Source organism: Sphingobacterium sp. MYb388, from assembly GCF_037479535.1.
Classification (GTDB): Bacteria; Bacteroidota; Bacteroidia; order Sphingobacteriales; family Sphingobacteriaceae; genus Sphingobacterium; species Sphingobacterium anhuiense.
This window is the reverse complement of record NZ_JBBGYV010000001.1, coordinates 1,045,708-1,069,246: the sequence shown is the minus strand read 5'-3', so window position 1 is coordinate 1,069,246 and position 23,539 is coordinate 1,045,708. Positions and strand designations below refer to the sequence as shown.

Annotated in this window: 19 protein-coding genes; 13 read left to right on the top strand and 6 right to left on the bottom strand. The window is 37.0% G+C overall.

Features of this window, described 5'->3' with window-relative positions; translation table 11 throughout:
* Positions 1–194: 194 nt before the first annotated feature.
* Complete coding sequence (locus tag WH188_RS04735; RefSeq protein WP_262887320.1) at positions 195–593, bottom strand: response regulator; 399 nt, start codon at positions 591–593, stop codon at positions 195–197.
* Between the two features lie 408 nt (positions 594–1,001).
* On the opposite strand from WH188_RS04735, the gene WH188_RS04730 reads away from it, so the two are divergent.
* Positions 1,002–1,664 carry an ankyrin repeat domain-containing protein gene (locus WH188_RS04730; protein ID WP_031287579.1) on the top strand — a complete coding sequence of 221 codons (663 nt, stop codon included), beginning with the start codon at positions 1,002–1,004 and terminating at the stop codon, positions 1,662–1,664.
* Positions 1,665–1,772: 108 nt separating this feature from the next.
* Here WH188_RS04730 and acnA read toward each other — a convergent pair whose 3' ends face one another.
* Entirely contained in the window at positions 1,773–4,547 is a 2,775-nt protein-coding gene (gene acnA / locus WH188_RS04725) for an aconitate hydratase AcnA (RefSeq protein WP_132841634.1), read from the bottom strand.
* A 462-nt stretch (positions 4,548–5,009) separates the two neighbouring features.
* On the opposite strand from acnA, the gene gltS reads away from it, so the two are divergent.
* The 4 genes from gltS to mazG all read left to right on the top strand — a co-directional run bounded on the left by gltS (position 5,010) and on the right by mazG (position 9,303).
* Entirely contained in the window at positions 5,010–6,209 is a 1,200-nt protein-coding gene (gltS, locus tag WH188_RS04720) for a sodium/glutamate symporter (protein ID WP_168126041.1), read from the top strand.
* Positions 6,210–6,277: 68 nt separating this feature from the next.
* Positions 6,278–6,901 (top strand): hypothetical protein, encoded by a 624-nt coding sequence (locus WH188_RS04715; protein WP_168126040.1) that lies wholly within the window; start codon positions 6,278–6,280, stop codon positions 6,899–6,901.
* Positions 6,902–6,954: 53 nt separating this feature from the next.
* Positions 6,955–8,442 (top strand): aminotransferase-like domain-containing protein, encoded by a 1,488-nt coding sequence (locus WH188_RS04710; RefSeq protein ID WP_168126039.1) that lies wholly within the window; start codon positions 6,955–6,957, stop codon positions 8,440–8,442.
* A gap of 54 nt (positions 8,443–8,496) precedes the next feature.
* A complete protein-coding gene (gene mazG / locus WH188_RS04705) occupies positions 8,497–9,303 on the top strand; it encodes a nucleoside triphosphate pyrophosphohydrolase (protein ID WP_132841626.1) in 807 nt (268 codons plus the stop codon).
* A gap of 130 nt (positions 9,304–9,433) precedes the next feature.
* Here mazG and metA read toward each other — a convergent pair whose 3' ends face one another.
* Positions 9,434–10,378 carry a homoserine O-acetyltransferase MetA gene (gene metA, locus WH188_RS04700; RefSeq protein ID WP_132841624.1) on the bottom strand — a complete coding sequence of 315 codons (945 nt, stop codon included), beginning with the start codon at positions 10,376–10,378 and terminating at the stop codon, positions 9,434–9,436.
* A 389-nt stretch (positions 10,379–10,767) separates the two neighbouring features.
* Here metA and WH188_RS04695 point away from each other — a divergent pair, with 389 nt between their 5' ends.
* Positions 10,768–12,312 carry a SulP family inorganic anion transporter gene (locus WH188_RS04695; RefSeq protein ID WP_132841622.1) on the top strand — a complete coding sequence of 515 codons (1,545 nt, stop codon included), beginning with the start codon at positions 10,768–10,770 and terminating at the stop codon, positions 12,310–12,312.
* A gap of 70 nt (positions 12,313–12,382) precedes the next feature.
* Here the strand turns inward: WH188_RS04695 and WH188_RS04690 are convergent, their stop codons facing one another.
* Positions 12,383–13,291 (bottom strand): LysR family transcriptional regulator, encoded by a 909-nt coding sequence (locus WH188_RS04690; protein ID WP_132841621.1) that lies wholly within the window; start codon positions 13,289–13,291, stop codon positions 12,383–12,385.
* Between the two features lie 283 nt (positions 13,292–13,574).
* Between WH188_RS04690 and hutH the strand changes: the two genes are divergently transcribed.
* From hutH to kdsB, 7 genes are all read left to right on the top strand, one after another.
* Positions 13,575–15,155, top strand: a complete 1,581-nt coding sequence (gene hutH, locus WH188_RS04685) for a histidine ammonia-lyase (protein ID WP_021188751.1) — start codon at positions 13,575–13,577, stop codon at positions 15,153–15,155.
* Between the two features lie 3 nt (positions 15,156–15,158).
* Entirely contained in the window at positions 15,159–16,412 is a 1,254-nt protein-coding gene (gene hutI / locus WH188_RS04680; RefSeq protein ID WP_168126038.1) for an imidazolonepropionase, read from the top strand.
* Complete coding sequence (locus tag WH188_RS04675) at positions 16,409–18,424, top strand: urocanate hydratase (RefSeq protein ID WP_168126037.1); 2,016 nt, start codon at positions 16,409–16,411, stop codon at positions 18,422–18,424. The genes hutI and WH188_RS04675 overlap by 4 nt, the downstream gene beginning before the upstream one ends.
* On the top strand, positions 18,414–19,373 hold the full coding sequence (hutG, locus tag WH188_RS04670; RefSeq protein WP_339423364.1) for a formimidoylglutamase: 960 nt from the start codon (positions 18,414–18,416) through the stop codon (positions 19,371–19,373). Before WH188_RS04675 ends, hutG begins: the two co-directional genes overlap by 11 nt.
* A gap of 114 nt (positions 19,374–19,487) precedes the next feature.
* Positions 19,488–20,486 carry a tryptophan--tRNA ligase gene (trpS, locus tag WH188_RS04665; RefSeq protein WP_132771374.1) on the top strand — a complete coding sequence of 333 codons (999 nt, stop codon included), beginning with the start codon at positions 19,488–19,490 and terminating at the stop codon, positions 20,484–20,486.
* An 18-nt stretch (positions 20,487–20,504) separates the two neighbouring features.
* Complete coding sequence (locus WH188_RS04660) at positions 20,505–21,119, top strand: deoxynucleoside kinase (RefSeq protein ID WP_021188747.1); 615 nt, start codon at positions 20,505–20,507, stop codon at positions 21,117–21,119.
* Positions 21,120–21,187: 68 nt separating this feature from the next.
* A complete protein-coding gene (kdsB, locus tag WH188_RS04655; RefSeq protein ID WP_168126035.1) occupies positions 21,188–21,931 on the top strand; it encodes a 3-deoxy-manno-octulosonate cytidylyltransferase in 744 nt (247 codons plus the stop codon).
* A gap of 1 nt (position 21,932) precedes the next feature.
* Here kdsB and WH188_RS04650 read toward each other — a convergent pair whose 3' ends face one another.
* Both WH188_RS04650 and WH188_RS04645 read right to left on the bottom strand, forming a co-directional pair.
* Positions 21,933–22,838 carry an aldo/keto reductase gene (locus tag WH188_RS04650; protein WP_021188745.1) on the bottom strand — a complete coding sequence of 302 codons (906 nt, stop codon included), beginning with the start codon at positions 22,836–22,838 and terminating at the stop codon, positions 21,933–21,935.
* Positions 22,828–23,535: an FKBP-type peptidyl-prolyl cis-trans isomerase gene (locus tag WH188_RS04645; RefSeq protein ID WP_132771371.1), complete on the bottom strand. Its 708-nt coding sequence runs from the start codon at positions 23,533–23,535 to the stop codon at positions 22,828–22,830. The genes WH188_RS04650 and WH188_RS04645 overlap by 11 nt, the downstream gene beginning before the upstream one ends.
* Positions 23,536–23,539 lie beyond the last annotated feature (4 nt).

The following is a 23,539-nucleotide window of genomic DNA, read 5'->3' as shown; positions in this document are numbered from 1 at the left end:
GTAAACCATATCAGATTATAAATAAAGACACATAACATTAGAAGACGAATAATAATTGGAAACCGTTTACTCCAGCACAGTTTTTTCAAAAACGACTTCATTACCTAGATTTCAATAAAATAAACAGATAAATTTTATTAAACCTGATTATCATCAATATGGTAGTAGATTATTTAATCAAAAGCAGTATAATTTCAGACTTGACACAAATCATCATTGTAAGTCCACGAATTTATTTTTTCTAACATAGAAGTGGGATTAGTTTTAGGAAATACGTGCACACCACCATTTCGTTTAAATTCTTTAATCTCGCAAAAATCTGTAGTAGCTGTATATCCAAAAAGCTTAATTGATGGAAATCTTGCCGATATTTCAATAGCAGCAGCTACGCCTCCCATATTTGGCATATGAAAGTCAATGATACAAACTTCAGGTAATTCATCCTCGAATTCCAATCTTTTAATCAAATCTAGTCCATCACCGCAGATAAAGAAAAGATCAAAAACAGTATCTCTTTCGATGAGTAATTGTATCATATTTTGTTGAAATATACTATCATCTGTAAAAGCGAGTTTAATTGGATGATTCCTCATGTTTGTTTTTATTTCTATTAACTTATTCACGACAAAATTACCAACGTTCCTCCAGCGATAATACCATTATATCTTCTTAAATTATCACATGAAGACCAATTTTAAATGGATTGATATTAAAAAGCTTGTGTTTTCATATCATCTTTTCAGTATAAAATATTCAGATTTAAAAAAGTGATCCTACTTTATCTGTATCTTAAACAAAGAGGGGCAGCATAGTTTTTAACTAAAAAATATTCTTTTGACCTTTTTTTAAAGACCAACTTTCCTTACCTCTGCCAACTGGGATATCAATTATAAAATGTACAAGTTTTCGCATAAATGGTACATTTTATTCAGAGCTTATTTGACTAACTTTGCTCATGAAACAATTGATTTTCAACACTTATCATCACTTATTTAATACCTATGCAACATCTTATCTTACTTTTTTCATTCATTTTCCTGAACTCCTGTAATAACGATATGAATACTCATCCACAAACGAACTTACTGGAGGCAGTCCAGAAAAATCAATTGCTATTCGTTGAAGAGGAATTGAAAAAGGGTGCAAACGTTAATTTAACTGATAAAAATGGAAAATCCTTATTACTGATCGCAACACATAATAATAACTTTGAGATGGCAAAGTTATTGGTATCTTACAAAGCAGATGTGAATCAACAAGATAAAATTCAAGATAGTCCTTTTTTATATGCAGGAGCGGCAGGACACCTAAAACTTGTACAGCTCTATCTATCTCATGGAGCTCGATTTGATATATTCAACAGGTATAATGGAACAGCCCTAATACCTGCCAGCGAACGCGGACATCTGGAGGTTGTGAAATTACTGGCCAACACAAAAGGATTTCCTATTGATCACGTCAATAGGTTAGGTTGGACCGCATTAATGGAAGCAGTAATCCTAGGTGATGGCAGTCAAAAATTTGTCAACGTAATCCAAACACTGATTGATGCAGGTTGCAATATAAATATTGCTGATCATGATAAAAAAACCCCATTAGCACATGCTAAAGCCAAAGGGTATTCGGACATTGTTCAGCTATTAGAGAAAACGTCCAAAAAATAAAAATCAGCTTATATCAAGTTTACTGAATATTAAAACAAAGAAGGGTTTGACTTTATAAATAGCCAAACCCTTCTTATATTTTACATATATAAATTGAAAAAATACGCATTAACTGTTTTTTAAATAATCCCTTAAGACGTATTGTAAAATACCATTATTTTTGTAATATTCAATTTCAATAGCCGAATCCATCCGGGCCTGAACCTTAAATTCGGTTATTTTCCCATTCCGATGTATTGCTTTCACATCCAAAAGCTTATGAGGTTTTAGATTATCCGCAATTCCTGTAATATCAAAAACTTCAGTACCATCCAAACCTAAAGTGGCGGTATTTTGTCCATCAATGAAAACTAATGGGGCAACCCCCATACCAACAAGATTGCTGCGGTGTATCCTTTCAAAACTCTCTGCAATAACAGCTTTTACACCTAATAAATAAGCACCTTTTGCCGCCCAGTCACGAGATGAGCCAGACCCGTACTCCTTTCCAGCCAATACAATCAGTGGTGTATGCGTTTTCTGATATTCCATAGCCGTTTCATAAACTGTCTTTACCTCACCACTTGGAAAGTATATACTGAAACCGCCTTCTTGATCTACAATTTTATTTTTAATACGCACATTGGCAAAGGTTCCGCGCATCATGACTTCATGATTACCACGACGGGAACCGTAAGAATTGAAATCAGCTTTATTCACACCATGTTCTGCTAAATATTTTCCTGCGGCACTATCTTCACGGAAAGAGCCTGCTGGCGAAATATGGTCAGTTGTAACCGAATCACCTAAATACAGTAATACACGAGCACCTGTAATATTAGCCACTGGATCAGGATTTACCTGAAGGTTTTCAAAAAAAGGAGCTTCTTTAATATAAGTCGAACTTTTATTCCATTCAAAACGCTCGGCTAGATTTACTTCTAAATTTTTCCAGTCTTCAGAGCCATCAAAGATCACATCATAGACTTCCTGAAAATCGCTTTGTTTGACACAGTCATTGACTGTCTGGACGATTTCCTCACGGCTTGGCCATATATCTTTCAGATACACGGGATTTCCGTTTGGATCGTACGACAATGGATCATTTATCAGATCAACATCGACCCTCCCTACTAAAGCGTAAGCAACCACTAACATTGGCGACATGAGAAAATTCATTTTTACCTGAGGGTGTACCCTAGCTTCAAAATTTCGGTTACCCGAAAGTACAGAGGCCACCACCAATTCTCCTTTATCTACGGCTTCCGCAATATGCGGAGGTAATGGACCAGAATTTCCAATACAAGAAGTACATCCATATCCCACAGTATGAAAGCGAAGAGCTTCCAGATCAGTACTCAAACCTGAACGCTCTAAGTACTGTGTCACGACTTTTGATCCTGGTGCTAGTGAAGTTTTTACCCATGATTTCGTACGCAATCCTTTTTCTATGGCATTTCTTGCCAACAATCCAGCGCCGATCATAACAGCTGGATTAGAAGTATTGGTACAGCTCGTAATAGCGGCAATAACAATACTACCATCGCTCAAAATAAATTCCTGATTTTTATATTTAATTCGAACAGCCTGCATTGTATCCTGAACAACCTCCATTGTAGAATCTGTATTTTTTGGAACTTTACCAAAAGTAAATTCTGTTCCAGAACCACCGTCAGCTAGCCATGCCGATTCTTTTCTCTGATTCGGAAGACTATAATTACGCTGGTATTCCTGTTGCAACAGATTAGCAAACTGGCTACCAAGATCCTTAGCCAAGATTTTATCCTGCGGCCGCTTTGGACCCGAAACCGTTGGTTCTAATGTCGATAAATCAAATTCAACAATTGAAGAAAAATTAATTTCTTCGTGACCAGTTCTCCACAATAGGTTTTCTTTGCTATATTCTTCTACGATCCTGATGTGTTCTGCTGTACGATTGGTTGTTTGCATGTACTCCAACGTCCTTTCGTCGATAGGAAAATAAGTAATCGTACACCCGAATTCTGGAGACATATTAGCAATAGTCGCTCTATCCGTAACTGTTAAATGGTCCAGACCATCTCCAAAAAGTTCAACAAACTTTCCTACTACACCTTTATCACGAAGTACTTTAGTAATCGATAATACCATATCGGTAGCCGTACAGATATCCGGTATTTTCCCGGTCAATTTTAATCCAATCACTTCCGGGCAAGTAAAAAATATAGGCTGTCCCAGCATAGCAGCCTCCGCTTCTATACCGCCGGCTCCCCATCCTACTACACCCAGACCATTCACCATAGGCGTGTGCGAATCCGTACCAACCAAGGTGTCCGGAAACAACCATCCCTCGCGTTCAATAATCCCCTTAGCAAGATATTCAAGATTGACCTGATGACAAATTCCCATCCCCGGAGGAACTACGGTAAAGTTTTTCAATCCATGCTGTGCCCATTTGAGCAATTCATAACGTTCCTGATTACGTTGGTATTCCAGTTCAACATTTTTTCCGTAAGAATAATCTGTTCCATAATAATCCACCTGCACAGAGTGGTCAATCACCAAGTCCACTGGAATTGCAGGGTTGATCTTTTGACCATCTTTTCCATGACGTACATATTCAGCCCGGAGCGAGGCCATATCGACTACAGCAGGAACACCAGTAAAATCTTGCATCAGAATACGAGCTGGCTTAAAAGGAATGTCCTTATCGACAGGAGCTGGTGTCCAGTTGATGAGTGTATGAATATGTTCGTCGGTAATGCTAAAACCATCGTAATTCCGCAGCACATTTTCAAGCAAAATGCGGATACTAAAAGGAAGATGACTTACAGAGCCTTCGGGAAGATTTTTAAGCGAACAATAATGATAGCTTTTCCCGTTTATACTTATTGACTTTAAAGATTTGGCGTTCGTTGTACTCATATTGACACGTTTTGTTGGTACATAAATTTACTTAATTAACTATTGAGAAGCAAAACAAATAACAATGAATAGAATATTAAGTTTTAATAGATTACTAAAGAGTAGAAATGTTACACTCATTATTTAAACTCACAGTCGCATTTTCAAAATGAATGAGAAAAATATAAGATCTAGCCGAGTAGTGAAAAACTAACGATAATGTATGTTACATACTAAAACTGTACATAGTTGGGGATAATAAGAACCAATAATCTATCCTATTCGAAATCAAGACATCAATGCTTTCAACATGATTACAACTATGAAAGGAAAATGCACGCGAATAAACCGTTAGATGTAGGACTAAAAACAGTGAAAATATTTTAATTAACCTTACACCTACAGAGAAGTCAAATACAAGTTATTATTTTATTCTTAACTTTCCGTTTTATTTGAATGACAAACCCACTTATAGATAGCTATATGACATTTGGACTATTTGAAACCCTAGCTTTTGCCTGTCTTGTTTTGATTTTAGGATTTTTTATTGTTAAAAAAATAAATTTCCTGAGAAACTACAATATACCAGAACCTGTTGTAGGAGGGTTTGTCGTTGCAATTGTCCTTTACATCTTGCATGCGACAATGGGTATCAATTTTACCTTTGAAGGTTCGCTTCAGACCACCATGATGCTTTTCTTTTTTACTTCAATTGGTTTAAGTGCAGAATTCGATAAATTAAAAAAAGGAGGAAAACCACTTTTGATATTCGTTTTTCTAACAGGATCTTTCATGATCGTTCAAAATGTTTTTGGGATATCCGTGGCATCTCTGCTAGGCATTGATCCTAGTTATGGACTTATTGCCGGATCTATTACCTTAACAGGGGGACATGGTACTGGTGCGGCATGGGCCCAAAATCTCACCGATATATTCCAAATAAATGGAGCGATGGAGCTCGCAATGGCATGTGCTACCTATGGTCTGGTCATGGGTGGTCTCATCGGTGGCCCCGTAGCAAAAGTGCTTTTAAAAAAGAAGAATATCCAACCTACAAAAATTATTCAAGAAAGAGGAGCGCCAATTGAAATGTTCGAAAACCCTGATTCAAACCGAAGAATCAATGTTCGCAATATGATTGAAACCCTGACTATGTTTACAATTTGTCTAGCATTGGGACATTTATTGTATGAATATTGCAAAGGTTCATGGTTGGAACTTCCAAATTTTGTATGGTGCCTTTTTGTAGGTGTTATTATTCGCAATACCATTAGCAGATCGTCCAGTTATATTGTAAATGATCATGCTGTAGATGTGCTTGGCAATACCGGTTTATATCTATTTTTGACCATTGCACTAATGTCCTTACAGCTTTGGCAATTACAGGGCCTTGCTTCACAAGTTTTAGTTATATTGATCTTACAAACAGTACTTATGATACTATTTGCAATGTTCATTACTTTCAGAGTAATGGGAAGCGATTATGACGCTATAGTGCTCAGTGCTGGACATTGTGGTTTTGGACTAGGCGCAACGCCGACGGCTGTTGCGAATATGCAATCGATCACCGACAAATATGGGCCGTCCCACAAAGCGTTTCTAATCGTACCCATGGTAGGTGCATTCTTTGTTGATATATTAAATAACTTGTTTATTAAATTATTTGTAAGTTACCTATCCTAAAAATTTTATTAATAATCTAACAATTCCATTCGAAGCAACATTAAATAATAATAAAAACGTAATTGCACATGATCCATGTTTTCAATTATTTATCTTCCAGTTTAGGGAAAACAGATGAGTCAGCCAATATTTCATTGGCAAAACAAATCGTCAGCGCAGAGGACAATGAAGCTATTAAAGAATTAATTCAATTACTACAAAGCAAAAACAAAAGGATCCAACACGATTGCATCAAAGTTCTTTACGAAATTGGGTACTTATCCCCTATTATGATAGCGGCATACTATTTGGATTTTATCACGCTGTTAACAAGTAAGGATAACCGTTTACAGTGGGGAACTATGACAGCACTGGATGCTATTCTTCTATTACAACATGAAGCTATTTTCCCGCTCCTACCACAACTAATTGCTATTGCTGAACAAGGTTCTGTTATCACAAGGGATAAATGTATTGCTATATTAATCAAATACTTATCACTGGAGCATGAAGATGTATTTCCGTTATTACATGAACAGTTACTAAAATGCCCGCCCAATCAGCTTCCAATGTACGCGGAACAGGCTTTAAAAGTTGTTCCAAGACAATATAAAACTGACCTAAGCAAAATGCTCACAAATCGCTTAGACGGTGTCGAAAAGGAATCCAAAAAAACAAGAATTAGAAAAGTAATCAAAAAACTCCAAGAGTAATCTAATAATACTTAACTTTCCGGACTATTTAATAATTTCAATTTATCCAACATATGAATAGTCCGGGTCAAATTCCTTTCAACAGCTTTATCAGCCTGAATAGACTGGATGAAACCTCCATTTATGTACAACTGGCACAACAAGTCATTCAGGCCATTCAGCGTGGTTTTATACCTATCGGAACAAAACTGCCCGGAAGTAGGCAGCTGGCGCAAACACTATCTATACATCGCAATACAGTAGTTGCTGCATTACAGGAGCTCGAATCACAGGGTTGGATTGAAACCAAACCAAATGTAGGATCATTTGTACTTCGAAATACGTCCAAAGCAAGGAAAAATAGTGAATTTTCGCAAACAATAATCCAGAATCAGTATGCAGACCAAACTGGTTATGATTTTGAAAAAAGTACCATATTAGAAAATCCTTTTGAAACCTCTAAATGTATCTTAAAATTTGATGACGGCATTCCTGATAGTAGACTATCTCCTTTGCAACAGCTTTCTAAGTTTTATACCGCAAATTTAAAACGAAAAAAGAACACTAAATACCTAGGATATTCAGATCAAAAGAGACCAGCCACATTTCGAGAACAGTTGTGCAATTTTTTAAATCAAAGTAGAGGTCTGCATATCCAACCTAAAAATCTATTGATCACACGGTCTGTTGAGATGAGTACCTATATCATTGCTCAAACTTTACTACAGGCAAACGATTTAGTCATTGTAGGACAACCAAGTTATTTTGCAATAAACATGATCTTCCAACAGGCCGGGGCTAGAATTAAATCCATTCCAGTAGATCATGAAGGAATTGTTGTCGAATCTCTTGAACAGATCTGTCTTACACAAAAGATCAGATTGCTTTATCTGACACCGCATCATCACTATCCCACGACAGTGACACTTAGTCAGCAAAGAAGAACGATCGTATTAGCACTCGCTTCAAAATATGGTTTTGCTATCATTGAGGACGATTACGATTATGACTTCCATTATGATGATGCCCCCCTTCTCCCTATGGCAACTGTGGATTATGATGGGATGGTTATTTATACAGGAAGCTTTGGTAAATCATTAGCGCCTGGTTTCCGTACAGGTTTTATCGTCGCACCTGAAAACCTAATCAAAGAATTACAAAAGTTATTAAATATCATGGATCATCAAGGAGACTTTGTCATGGAGCAAGTATTAAGTGATCTAATTGAAGAAGGTGAAATACATCGCTATTTAAAAAAATCAGTCAAACTGTATAAAGAAAGACGCAATTATATGAGTTATTTACTCGCCCGTGAATTACATGAATATGTCGACTTCGATATTCCTGCCGGCGGTCTTGCTCTTTGGACCAACTGGAAAAAAGATATCAACTTAATTCATTTACAGAAGCAATGCGCAAAAGCAAATCTATTTCTTCCAAAAACACTCTTATATCAAGCTAAAGATATGACCGCAATCCGAATTGGTTTCGGCAATCTTACGGAATCGGAAATGGAAAATAGTGTGACCATTCTTCGAGACTCATTAATGACAATAAAATAGAAGCATGCTATTTTATTGTCATTAAATCCCTAATTTTGATCTAAATTTTTCAATATGAGTCACCCCATTCCTGCAATTGAGTCTACTCCTGCTACGGCTTTTCAACGTTTATTGGATGTTTTATATACACTTCGGGTAGCTTGCCCGTGGGATAAGAAACAGACCATGCAGTCCTTACGTCATCTAACCATCGAAGAGTTGTATGAACTTACAGACGCTATCTTAGATGAAGATTACCCCGAAATCAAAAAAGAACTAGGAGATGTTATGATGCACCTGGTCTTTTATGCACGTATAGCAGAAGAGGAAAACCGTTTTACGATAGTAGATGTACTCAATAGCATTTGCGATAAATTAATCAGCCGTCACCCCCATGTCTATGGCGATATTGATGTAGAAAATGAAGAACAGGTTAAACAGAATTGGGAGACCCTCAAATTAAAAGAAGGAAACAAATCTGTTTTATCCGGCGTACCTAAAGGTCTGCCTGCTTTAGTTAAAGCCTATCGTATACAGGATAAGGTACGTGGTGTAGGGTTTGATTGGGAAGATAAAAAAGAAGTATGGGCAAAAGTAGAAGAAGAACTAGCGGAGTTCAAAGCTGAATATGACATTAATAAACCCGAAGAGTCAGATTTAAATAAGGCTGAGGCCGAATTTGGTGATTTGCTTTTTTCATTAATCAATTATGCACGTCACATTGGCATCAATCCTGAAAATGCACTGGAACGAACCAATAAAAAATTCATTAGCCGCTTCACCTACCTTGAGCAAAGAGCTAATCAAAATGGACAAAATCTCCAAGACATGACACTGGAAGAAATGGATATTTATTGGAATGAAGCTAAAAAATTAAGCTAATTATAAATAGAAGTTTATTTTTCATAACAGATCCCAAACATCCTGCTACAAAGAAATTAAAGCTCGATCTTGTACCGCACTATTATACAGTACAAGATCGAGCTTGCTCATGATAGCTTAAAAGCTAATATTAATTTTGTCTCTTAATTTCTTCCAAAGATTCAAGTTCATTTAAATCAAAAGGAGTCTCTTGATAAACATAGTAATTCAACCAGTTATTAAATAGCAAATTCGCATGACCAGACCACCTTACTAATGGTGACTGTGCTGGATCATTATTTAAATAATAATTATCTGGCACCTCAATTTCTAATCCTTTCTCCACATCACGCATATATTCAGTATGTAAAGTAAGTGGAGCATATTCTGAATGACCAGTTAAATAAAATTCACGTCCACCTCGTGATGATAGTATCGCAAGACCTGCTTCAGGAGATTCAGACAAAAGCTCAATTTCTGGTTTATCTTCAATTTCAGATTTTAAAATTGTCGTATGTCTACTGTGCGGGATAAAATACTCATCATCAAAACCTCTAAATAGAGGATTAGCTTTATCTAAAGTAGTATGTTTGTATACTCCAAACAGTTTCTCCGCTAATGGTGTTTTTTCAACGCCGTAAAAATGATAAAGTGCCGCTTGCGATGCCCAACAAATATAAAGTGTAGACGTCACGTGCTTTTTTGCCCAATCAAAAATACGAGTCACTTCATCCCAGTAGTTAACCTCTTCAAATGGCATCATCTCTACTGGAGCACCTGTAATGATCATCCCATCATAGTACTGATCTTCCACTGCAGAAAACGATTTATAGAACATTTCCAAGTGTTCTTGAGGTGTGTTTTTAGACATGTGAGTATCTAATCTCAAAAACTCCACTTCTACTTGCAAAGGATTATTAGACAGCAACCGGATAAAATCAGTCTCTGTTGTAATTTTCAAAGGCATTAAATTCAAAATTAGAACCTTCATCGGACGGATATCCTGTTCGTTGGCTCTAAGATCACTCATCACAAAAATATTTTCTTTTTTTAATAGCTCAATAGCTGGCAAATTATCTGGTATTTTGACTGGCATATGCTTCCTCCCTCACCTTGGTTTAGTTTGGGCATAAAGATAAAAAAATTTAAATGAGTTATCTCACCCATCGTTGATAATAGCTATAATAAATAGAATTAGAACTGATTTTAAAACAGACCGATACATCCTTAAAATTATGATTTCCATTGCTCAAAAACACTTAAAACCACTAATATTACGATAAAACACAACTCTTTAGGCGATTTAAGAGCTACCATCGAATATTAAAAACACATCTACCAGAAAAAAAAACTTGACACAGGAATGAAAATCTGCCCCCCACTCTTTATAGATCATAATACCTTCCGACATAAATTTTATTGCTTTTTAAAACCTTTTTCAGGAACGATAGTTGTATGATAAGAACAGATTAAACACTCTTGATTATGAACCTATTACAAAATTGGAAAAAAGATATCCCGGCGAGTATTGTCGTGTTTTTTGTTGCTCTACCACTCTGTTTAGGAGTCGCTCTGGCGAGTGGGGCGCCTGTTTTTTCCGGAATTATCGCGGGAATTATAGGCGGTATCCTTGTAGGACTGCTATCAAAATCTACCATAGGAGTATCAGGACCAGCGGCAGGCCTAGTGGTCATCGTCTATACCGCTATCACAGACCTAGGGGCATACAATATCTTTTTAGTCGCAGTGGTTATAGCCGGTTTAATACAGATTGTTCTCGGATTATTAAAAGCAGGCGTAATTGGATATTACTTCCCTTCATCCGTTATTAAGGGTATGTTATGCGCTATCGGTATATCCATTTTCCTAAAACAGATTCCGTTGGCATTCGGATACACAGAGAAATTTTCGTTCAAAAATTTTGATGCATCTTATATTACTACCGGAGCTATAATCATGACAATTATTTCCTTAGCCATACTTATTATATGGGATAATTTTCTTGGTAAAAAATCCAACTTCTTCAAATTGTTACCAGGCTCCCTTATTGCTGTAATTGTTGGTATTATTTACCAGATCACGATTGGAGATACAAACCATGAAGTATTTTCTATTGATCAGGACCTCCTGGTCAAAGTGCCTGTACCTGAAACAGTAACCGACTTCCTGGGACAATTTACACTACCCGATTTCGCAAATGGAATAGCAAATCCAATGGTATGGCAAATTGCATTTACCATCGCCATTGTAGCCTCTTTAGAATCCTTATTATCGGTAGAAGCTACCGATAAATTAGATCCACTAAAACGTCAGACACCAACCAACAGAGAGCTAATAGCACAAGGAATAGGTAATTCATTTTCAGGTTTAATAGGTGGGCTTCCTATTACACAAGTTATCGTTCGCTCATCAGCTAATGCGATGAGTGGCGGAGTGTCAAAACTATCAACTATTGTTCATGGTCTCTTGCTTGTACTCAGTGTCATCTCCATTCCTGCATTCCTTAATTTAATCCCTAATGCAGTTTTAGCAGCAATCCTATTGGTTATCGGTTACAAATTAGGCAACCCAAAACAATTCTTGGACATGAAAAAATTAGGAAAAGATCAATTAATTCCATTTGTAGTCACAGTAGTTGGTATACTCACTACAGATCTCCTTAAAGGTATTATTGTCGGTTTAGTTGTAGCAGTAGTTGTGTCACTTATCAAATCCTATAATAATTCCCATGTTATGCTGGTCAAGGAAGGAAACGTTTTTCATATGAATTTTGCAGAAGAGGTAACTTTTGTCAATAGAGGAGCGATCGTAAAAGAATTAGATGGATTACAGCCTGGTTCTTACTTAGAATTAGACGTGCGCAAAACCAAAATATTAGATTACGATATCATTGAGTATTTAGATGAATTTAAAGTAAAAGCAAAAAACAACAATATCAACATAAAACTTATTTCCGAACGAGGAACAGTGGACAACCCCGACTCGTTTAGAGAATTCTTCGGATATGTATTAGTTGGTAGTGCTCATTAAAACACCGCTGAATAGCCATACACGATTAAACTATAAAAGTCCATACTGATTTAGTATGGACTTTTATAGTTTAATCTTCATCCGATAAATTCAATTCCTTCTGAATAACATTTAAAAACAGATCAATTCCTGCATGATTTACATTTGCATTATAGATTAATGATAAAGTGGTTCGCTGTTCAATATGGTTTAAATCAATAAAATTTACTTTAGAAGTATATCCTTTTTTTAAAGATGCCGGTACAATTGCAATACCCAAACCCTGCTCTACAAGATTGAAAATTGTCAAAGCATTTACCGTCCGCAAAGCAACATGCGGTTCAAATGAAGCATCTCTAAAAATACTCATCACCAGATCATAATAAGAATGGCTATAATCTTTGGAAAACAGAATAAACGGTTCATTTTTAAAATCATTTAACGTTTTAAAATTTGCCGTCTGAATGGGATAATCGTGAGGAATGACCAACGAAAAGTGTTCTTTGATGATTGCGATATGACGAATCCCATTTGGAAAATTATCCAAACGCACGAGTCCAAAATCAAGTTCTTCCTTCAACACCTTCGTAATCTGCATCTCATTAGAAAGCTCCTGTAAGTCTACCTCAACTGCAGGAAAATCTTGTTTTAATCGAACCAGTACTTTAGCAAGAATAGATTGTACTGCTGAACCGATAAACCCAAGACGAAGTTCAGTGATATCGTCTGATCCCATAATACGAAGCTCACGAGCTATTTTATCCATTTGATTAAATAAAATATCAACCTCCTTTTTTAGGTAAAAGCCTGCGGCTGTAAGTCGAACATACCGTTTCCCTCTATCAAATAAAGTTGCTCTATAAATATCTTCCATCTGTTTAATCTGACGAGATAAGCCAGGTTGAGAAATATAAAGCCTTTCTGCCGCTTTTCTAAAATGTAACTCCTCTGCCAAAACTTTAAAATAATACAGATGCCTTAATTCTATTTGATAACTCATAGTAATCAATACTTGCCAAAATTGGTATTTATAATTATTAAATATAGGAGTTAAATTTGAAATAACGGAATGAGATTAACAGCTATAAGCACGATAGAACGTTTAGGAAACAAAACCAATACACAGGCAACTTTTTCTAAATAATTAAGTACGATTCATGTATAAATAGTTCAAAATGCAAAAGTGTAATAATGGTCATTTTCTCTTAAAAAGCAACGTATAAATCAAATGGAAAGGATAGACAGATTTTGACGATCCTTAATCAACATAATAATTTATTCTAATGGTAAATAAAACTAAAAAATTTCAGTACGGCGAAGATACCATGACCAGCTCGCTAGCAATCCAGATAGCGAATGGAAATATTAAAGGTCAATTAACTGAACAAACAGTAAAAAAAGTTGTTCAAAGTGCACAATATGTTCAAGAAATTGTTGATTCCGGTAAAATAGTATATGGTATAAACACAGGTTTTGGTCCACTTTGTACTACGCTGATAAATCCTGCAGATACTAAAAAACTACAAGAAAATATCCTAAAAAGCCATGCGGTAGGTATAGGAGAGCCCATCGATCAGCAATTGTCTAAATTAATGTTGATTTTAAAAGCGCATGCCTTAGCAAAAGGATATTCAGGTATTCAACTAAGCACGTTAGAGCGCATTCTATGGTTTATTGATCAGGATATCGTTCCAGTGGTTCCCAAACAAGGATCAGTGGGTGCCTCTGGAGACCTAGCCCCTCTTTCGCACTTATTTTTACCTTTAATAGGATTAGGAAAAGTCTGGTATAAAGGTGAAATTCTTCCGACAGCTCAAATATTAACACGATTTGACACCAGCCCGATTACGTTAGGAGCCAAAGAAGGATTAGCACTCATTAACGGAACCCAGTTTATGGCAGCTCATGCCGTAAAAGCGGTCGTGGAAATGCAAAATCTCTTGGATAATGCAGATTTGGTTGCCACCTTGATGATTGAAGGGCTAAATGGATCCATTAAACCTTTCTTTCCACAATTGCATGAACTGAGACCATACAAAGGAAATAAATATGTAGCAAGTACGATCTTCAACTTATTAGAAACCTCAGAAATTGTTACATCACATAAAAACTGTTCTCGTGTTCAAGATCCATATTCTTTACGCTGCATTCCACAAATACATGGAGCTTCTCGCAATGCATGGCTTCATTTAAAAGAAACCATAGAAGTTGAAATTAATGCCGTAACCGATAATCCGATCATCATCGACAGCGAACTAACCATTAGTGGCGGTAGTTTCCATGGACAGCCAATTGCACTTCCTATTGATTATGCAACATTGGCGATATCAGAAATTGGAAATGTTTCCGATAGACGTGTATATCTGTCACTAGAAGGCGATACGCCCAATGTACCAAAACTACTCCTCAAAGAAACAGGCCTGAACTCTGGATTTATGATCTTACAATATAGTACAGCAGCATTAGCAAGTGAAAATAAAGGACTTTGTTTTCCATCCAGTGCAGATAGCATACCTACTTCTTTAGGTCAGGAAGATCATGTGAGTATGGGATCCATCGGTGCCCGAAAATTATTGCAGGTCATCAATAATGTTAGTAAAATATTAAGTATAGAACTTATTTGTGCGGCCCAGGCTTTTGATTTTCACAGACCGCTACAGTCAACACCTATCATTGAGGCTGTACACCAAAAGATCAGAAAATCGATTCCACATATCAAAGAAGATCAAATTATGGAAGAGATACTTCAAGCTGCTCAACAGCTCATTTCTTCAGGAACTTTGATTACAGAAGCAAAACAAATTGCACATAAGCAAGGTATACCTTATCACGGTGTTCATCAGGAATATTTCAACAACTATTAAACTATGGGTAAAAAATTAATAGGTCCTTTCTCACAATTGTTATCATTGACAAATGTTCCGGTTAAAGGAGCGCTTTCAGATCAGCAACTCGTAATTAAAGAACAGGCTGGTATACTAACGGAAAATGGAAAAATAGCAGCTATTGGTAATTACGATGGTTTAAGGGAGAATCATGCTCATGATGCAACTTTAGTAATCATAGAAGAGGAGACTGTTTGCGTTCCCGGCTATATCGATTGTCACACACATATTGCTTTTGCAGGAAATCGAGCTAATGATTTTGCCCTGCGTAATGCCGGTGCCAGTTACCTCGAAATTGCAAAAGCTGGTGGAGGTATCTGGAGCACAGTACAACATACCCGAAATGCAAGTGAAGCTGAACTAATCACAAATATTATCAACTGTTCAAAGGCACTTATAAAACAAGGTATTACCACCATTGAAGTGAAAAGTGGCTATGGTTTATCAGTTAAAGAAGAGTTAAAAATACTGCGAGCTATAAAAAGAGCACAAGAATCCATAGCCGTTGATCTCATTCCAACTTGCTTAGCAGCACATATGAAGCCCAAAGACTATGAAGGCACTGCAGTAGACTATCTTGAAGAAATAGCATCTGAACTATTCCCTATTTTAAAAGAAGAGCAGCTTTCCAATAGAATTGATGCTTTTATCGAACAAAGCGCCTTTTCTTCCGACGATATTCAAAATTACTTTACTAAGGCGCAGAAAATGGGTTTTGATATCACGGTACATGCAGATCAATTTTCAACATCAGGATCGAAAGTTGCGGTTCAGTATAATGCAATTAGTGCAGATCACCTAGAGGCATCACATGAAACAGAAATTAAACTTCTGGCCGATAGCAATACCGTTGCCGTCGCCTTACCAGGTGCATCAATCGGAATTGGATGTGCATTTACCCCTGCCAGAAAACTTCTTGATCAAGGCGCTAGCTTAGCCATTGCCACTGACTGGAATCCCGGATCTGCTCCAATGGGACAATTAATGACCCAAGCGACGATTTTAGCTACTACAGAAAAATTATCCAATGCTGAAGTATTCGCTGCAATAACATTTAGGGCTGCATTAGCTTTAAATCTGACGGACCGTGGTCGTCTACAGCCAGGTGAACTTGCAGATTTTGCTATTTACAAAACGAATAATTATCAAAATATTACATACATGCAAGGAACACTAAAACCTGATCAGGTATGGAAAAAGGGAATTAATATCTATACGAAAGGAAAAGAATCATGATATTTAAAGAAGAAATTCTACAAGGAATACCAACTAGTCTACCACCTAAAGTTTCTTATGATAAAAACATAAGTCATGCTCCTAAGCGAAAGGATATTCTATTGGAAGATGAAAAAAAATTAGCCATTAAAAATGCATTACGCTATTTTCCAGTGCAGTGGCATGTAGAACTTGGAAAAGAATTTTTAGAGGAATTGATGCTATTTGGCAGAATCTACATGTACCGCTTCCGCCCTACCTACGAAATGTATGCTAGACCAATTGAAGCGTATCCTGGAAATAGCCTACAGGCGCGTAGCATCATGTTAATGATACAAAATAACCTAGATCCACAAATAGCGCAACATCCTCACGAACTCATTACCTATGGTGGAAACGGAGCTGTTTTTCAGAACTGGGCACAGTATTTAATTACAATGCAATACTTGGCCCAAATGAATGACGAACAAACCCTACATATGTACAGTGGCCATCCAATGGGGTTATTCCCATCTTCAAAAGATGCTCCAAGGGTTGTCATTACAAACGGCATGATGATTCCCAATTATTCCAAACCCGATGACTGGGAACGTTTCAATGCAATGGGGGTTACACAATATGGCCAAATGACGGCAGGCTCATATATGTACATCGGACCACAGGGAATCGTACATGGTACCACGATCACAGTTATGAATGCCTTCCGAAAACATTTGTCAAAAGAAGATACAATCCACGGAAAAGTCTTTTTAACATCAGGTCTTGGAGGCATGAGTGGTGCACAACCTAAAGCGGGAAATATTGCAGGGTGCATCACGGTATGTGCAGAGGTTAATCCTGCCGCTGCTCGCAAACGGCATAAACAAGGATGGGTGGACATCTTAATGGAGAACATGGACGATCTCATAGAACGCGTTCAACAAGCTATTAAAAATAAAGAAATTATCGCCATAGCCTACATAGGCAATATAATAGAAATATGGGAAGCATTCCTAGATGCTAATATTTATATTTCAGTTGGATCTGACCAAACCTCATTACACAACCCTTGGGCCGGAGGTTACTACCCGATCGGACTAAGTTTTGAACAATCAAATAAGCTAATGGCAGAACAGCCCGATGTATTTAAGGCACAAGTTCAGGCATCCTTAGTCCGTCACGTCGACGCTATTAATGCCCATGTCGCGCGTGGTACTTATTTCTTCGATTATGGAAATGCATTCTTACTTGAAAGTAGTCGCGCAGGAGCCGCTGTATTGGCGAGTAATGGTATTGACTTCCGATATCCATCTTACGTACAGGATATTTTAGGTCCCATGTGTTTTGACTATGGATTTGGTCCATTTCGCTGGGTATGTTCGACAGCAGATCCAGAAGATTTAAAGACAACAGACCATATCGCACTTGAGGTACTTCAGGAATTAAAAAAGACAGCATACCCTGAGATTAAACAGCAATTAGCTGACAATATCAAGTGGATTGAACAAGCAGATCAAAATAAACTGGTTGTCGGTTCACAGGCCCGGATTCTATATGCTGATGCAATTGGTAGAATTCGAATTGCTAAAGCATTTAATCTTGCGGTAAGAAATGGTCAACTAAAGGGGCCGATTATTTTGGGCAGAGATCATCATGATGTAAGTGGAACAGACTCACCATACCGGGAAACAAGTAACATTTATGACGGCAGTAAATTCACAGCCGATATGGCCATTCACAATGTAATCGGTGACAGCTTTAGAGGCGCTACTTGGGTTTCTATCCATAATGGTGGTGGAGTTGGTTGGGGCGAGGTGATTAACGGTGGTTTCGGCTTATTACTTGACGGTTCCGAAGATGCAGACAGAAAACTAGAAAATATGCTCTTTTACGATGTTAATAATGGTATTGCCCGCAGAGCATGGGCTCAAAATGACACCGCAAGACAGGCTATAGAAGTAGAATTAAAACGTACTACTATGTTGAAAGTAACCCTAGCAAATCTTGTTGATACAGACACGATGAACCAAATTTTCAAGGATTATGAAAACTAAAAACCAGAAGCATTATACTCCGGCAGATCGAAAAATGTGGACAGGACGTATAGATGGGACAAGCGAAGAACATTTGCGTTGGCATCAGGTAATCACATGTATCGATCTTAATGATGAACAGGATCTTACGGGTTGCTATGTCATACTGGGTTTTGCTTGCGATGAAGGTGTTAGAAGAAACCTAGGAAGAACAGGTGCGGCAAAAGGACCAGAAGTTTTAATAAAAGCATTGTCAAACCTGCCAGTATTTCGAGATAAAAAAACGAAACTCGTTGATGCCGGGACCGTTTATTGTTCCGACCATCAACTGGAAAATGCGCAAGAATCTCTTGGCTATTTTATCCAACTTATACTGCAACGCGGAGGCTTTCCAATGGTATTAGGGGGTGGTCATGAAATTACTTTTGGTCATTATCTAGGACTCAAGTCGTATTCCCGCAATAAACTCGGGATCATTAATTTTGACGCCCATTTTGATATCCGAAAACCAGAACAGGAAATTGCAACTTCCGGTACAGGTTTTTACCAAATTGCACAGCAAGAAGAAAAAATCAATTACCTCCCTATCGGAATACAAAAAATCAGCAATACACAAGCTTTATTTGATGCGGTAAAAGATTATCAGATAAACTGGATAGAAGCTCAACATTTTCACGAGTCAAATAGCGAGGCAATTATCCAACAAGTTGAGTCATTTATAGCAGGAATAGATTACCTCTACCTAACCGTCGATTTAGATGTTTTTGCTGCAAGCTGTGCACCAGGAGTTAGTGCATTGGCCCATAACGGAATCCAGCCTGATGCTTTTTTCTTAGAAATTTTTCAACTAATCATTTCTTCAGAAAAATTAATAAGTATGGATATCGCAGAATTTAATCCAGCGTACGATATTGACAATCGTACTGCTAAATTAGCAGCGGACCTACTCTTTCATATTGTTAACCGTTAAATCTTTTGCTATAATTTAATTGCTAGCAATCCATTTTTTAATCGCAAAAAAAAAGCAAAAGAAAAAATTCCTAGAACTATATTTAGGGAATTTATCCGTAAATTCGCAAGCAATATGGAAACTGTTGTCAGTGGTATTAGAAGTACCGGAAAATTACATTTAGGAAACTATTACGGCGCATTGAGCAATTTTGTGAAAATGCAAAATGAATATAATTGTTATTTCTTCATAGCCGATTTACACTCTTTAACTACGCACCCAACTCCTCACGGTCTGCAAAGCACCGTACGTCAAGTGATTGTTGAATATCTTGCTGCAGGTATAGACCCTGAAAAATCAACGATATATGTCCAGTCTGACGTACCAGAAGTAGCAGAACTTTATTTGTATATGAATATGAACGCATATCTGGGAGAGCTGGAGCGCGCTACTGCTTTTAAAGATAAAGTGCGCAGCAATCCTGATAATGTGAATGCAGGACTGTTAACATACCCTGTTTTGATGGCTTGCGACATTTTAATTCACCATGGCACAAAAGTTCCTGTTGGTAAAGATCAAGAGCAACATTTAGAAATGACCAGAACATTTGGTAACCGTTTTAATCGTTTATATGATGTCGATTATTTCAAAGAGGCATTTGCTTTTACCTATTCAGATAAATTAGTTAAAATCCCTGGTTTAGCGGGACAAGGAAAAATGGGCAAATCCAATGGTGAGGCAGATTGTATTTACTTGTCCGATAGTGCAGATGTAATTCGTAAAAAAGTAATGCGTGCTGTATCTGACTCTGGTCCAACGGAAATGAACCAACCTAAACCAGAAGCTGTTCAAAATCTTTTTGATTTGATGAAAGTTGTGTCAGCACCCGATACATTAGAACATTTTAACGATCTATATAACAATTGCGCTATTCGTTACGGTGATTTTAAAAAACAGTTAGCAGAAGATATGGTCATTGCAACAGAGCCTGTACGGTCACGCATTGAAGATATTTCAAATGATGATGCGTATATTGCTAAAGTAGCGAAATTAGGCGCTGAAAAAGCGAGTGAATCAGCACGTAAAACATTGAAAGAAGTACGTGAAATCATTGGCATTAAAAGATTTTATTAAGATTTAAAACCCAAAAATATGCATATTGCTATTGTCGGAAATATTGGTGCCGGAAAAACAACCTTAACAAAACTATTAGCGGATCATTTCAAATATGAACCTCAATTTGAAGCGGTAGATAACAATCCTTATTTAGAGGATTTTTATGCTGATATGAAACGTTGGTCATTCAATTTGCAGATCTTTTTCTTAAATAGTCGTTTTCGACAAATTGTTGAATTGCAAAAAACAAATATTGATATGATCCAAGATCGTACAATTTATGAAGATGCATACATCTTTGCCGAAAACTTGTACGATATGGGCTTAATGAGTGCGCGAGATTTTGAAAATTATAGCAATATTTTCCAGAGTATCATCCATTATATCAAACCTCCAGATCTATTAATTTACTTGAAGGCTTCCGTTCCAACACTTGTTAATAATATTCAAGTGCGTGGTCGTGATTATGAATCCGGAATTCGATTGGATTATTTATCTAAATTGAATGAAAAATACGATAAATGGATTGATAATTATAAGGATGGTAAATTAATGGTTCTTGATAAAGATAATTTAGATTTCACGAAAAACCCGGAAGATTTAGGTACTATCGTTGAAAAAATTGAATCGCAATTATTTGGTTTGTTTTAATCAAAAAATTTAGATCATTGAAAGGCCAGTTTTAATACAAGACTGGCTTTACTTTTAAAACTGAAAAAATGAAAGTAATCGGTATTATTCCAGCACGCTATGCCTCTTCCAGATTTCCTGGTAAACCATTAGTTGATATTGGTGGTAAATCCATGATTCAGCGTGTCTATGAGCAAGTTAAAAATACGAGCTGTTTACATGAAGTAATCGTTGCGACAGATGATGACAGAATAGCTGAACATGTAAAGTGCTTCGCAGGAAATGTCATCATGACCGCCTCTTCGCATCAGTCAGGAACAGACCGCTGTGCAGAAGTTATAGCCAAGGTAAGTGGATTTGATATCGTCATCAACATACAGGGTGATGAACCCTTCATCAATCCGTTACAGATCGAGTTGCTAGCATCCTGCTTCGATAAGGAAGAAACACAGATTGCCACACTCGTCAAAAAAATCCATACAGAAGACGAACTGTTTAATGTAAATATACCAAAAGTGGTTCGCAATATTGCCGGACAAGCAATCTATTTTTCAAGACAGACCATCCCCTATCTAAGAGGAATCGAACAGAAGAATTGGTTATCAAAACATAGCTATTTTAAACATATCGGAATCTATGGCTATAGAACTGATGTTTTAAAAGAGTTAACGCAGTTGCCTATCAGTATTTTAGAAGAAACAGAAGCTCTTGAACAACTGCGCTGGATAGAGCACGGATACACTATTCAAACAGCAGAAACAGAGCATGAAACAATCGCTGTAGACACACAAGAAGATTTAGAACGTATTATACAAACGTACTTCACATCCTAGATTAACGGTGTTCTGTAAAATACAATGCACGAACACCGCTTAGTAACTCTATTTTCTCTGCTCCTGTTAAAGAACGGACTTGCTCTTTAATCTGTATCAATTCCGTTAATTGCAAGGGTGTATTTATACCCAGTAAAGCAGCAGTAACCGCCTCATTCGAAAGAACAAAAGAAAGTGCCACAGTCAGATTATTAACATGGTGTTTTTTTGCAAATGCATGTAGATTGCGAATGATATGCTGTACTTCACTTGAGCTATATTGCAGAAAATTCTCAGCTTGTTTATTGATCAACATCCCTTTAGCTACTGCACCTCTTGCTAGAACAGAAATACGATGATGCAATAAATAAGCTCCCATTTCTTCCTCTAAACGTCTATCCAATAAACTGTACTGCATCATAACGGCACTGATATTAGATTTTGCTACGTACTCGCGAATAACATTAGAACGAATCGAAGACAAACCGTAAGTTCGAATTTTGCCCGCACTAACCAGTAAATCGAAAGCTTCGATAATTTCATCAATAGGATCTTCAATGGTACCACCATGCAGCTGGTAAAGATCAATATAATCTGTTTTTAATCGAGACAAAGATGACTCAACAGTTTTCACGATATAACTTTTTGACGCTTTCCAATCCCATCCATTTCCATCGGCTCGCCAGCTATTTCCAACTTTTGTAGATAAAACAATGCGTTTTCTAAAGTCCTGTACCGCTTCCCCTACCAGCATCTCGTTAAATCCTTTTTCATATAAGTCAGCAGTATCAAAAAAATTGATACCGCTGTCAAAAGCTTTACGAATAATTTCAACCCCCTGCTTGTGTTTACTACCTTTCAAAGACATGCACCCCAAGCCGATACTGGAAACCTCGATTGCTGATTTACCTAACTTATTATACTGCATCCTTCACGAAATCCAATAACTCAATATCAAATATCAAAATGCTATTTGGAGGAATAACACCCATGTTTTGACTTCCATATCCTAATTTACTTGGTACATAAAAACGATATTTTGCTCCTTTAGACATTAAAGGAACACCTATTTTCCAGCCTTCAATCACGCGATCTAATTTCATTTTTAGAGGTTCATTACGATCTAATGAACTATCAAATTTCTTTCCATCCAATAAAGTTCCTGTATAATGTACTGTTACTTCGTTTTCTCGGGTCGGTTTTTCCCCAGTGCCTTCTACCAATACTTCATACTGCAAACCCTCTTCCGTAGTTTTTACAGTTGTTTTTTTAGCATTTTCTGTAAAAAAAGCCTGCTCTTTAGCAAGATTTTCTTTCTCCTTTATTTCTCTCGCTTCGGTAACTGCGCTTTGGATAACCATGCGCAATTGATCTTCTTCAATCAAAGAATTTTGACCATCAAGAGCACTAACTATTGCTTTACCGATTAACTCTTTATTCCAATTCGTAATCTCCAAATTTTTCAATGTACCACCAATGTCACGTCCAAAAGCATATGACACGGAGTCTGTTTTAGTCGCTAATAATGGTTTTACAGCTGTTGTTTTCTTTACAGTTTTCTTTTTTTGTTGTGCCGTTACAGATAGTGTAGCCAAAGACAATAATGCCAAAGCAATATATTTCATATAA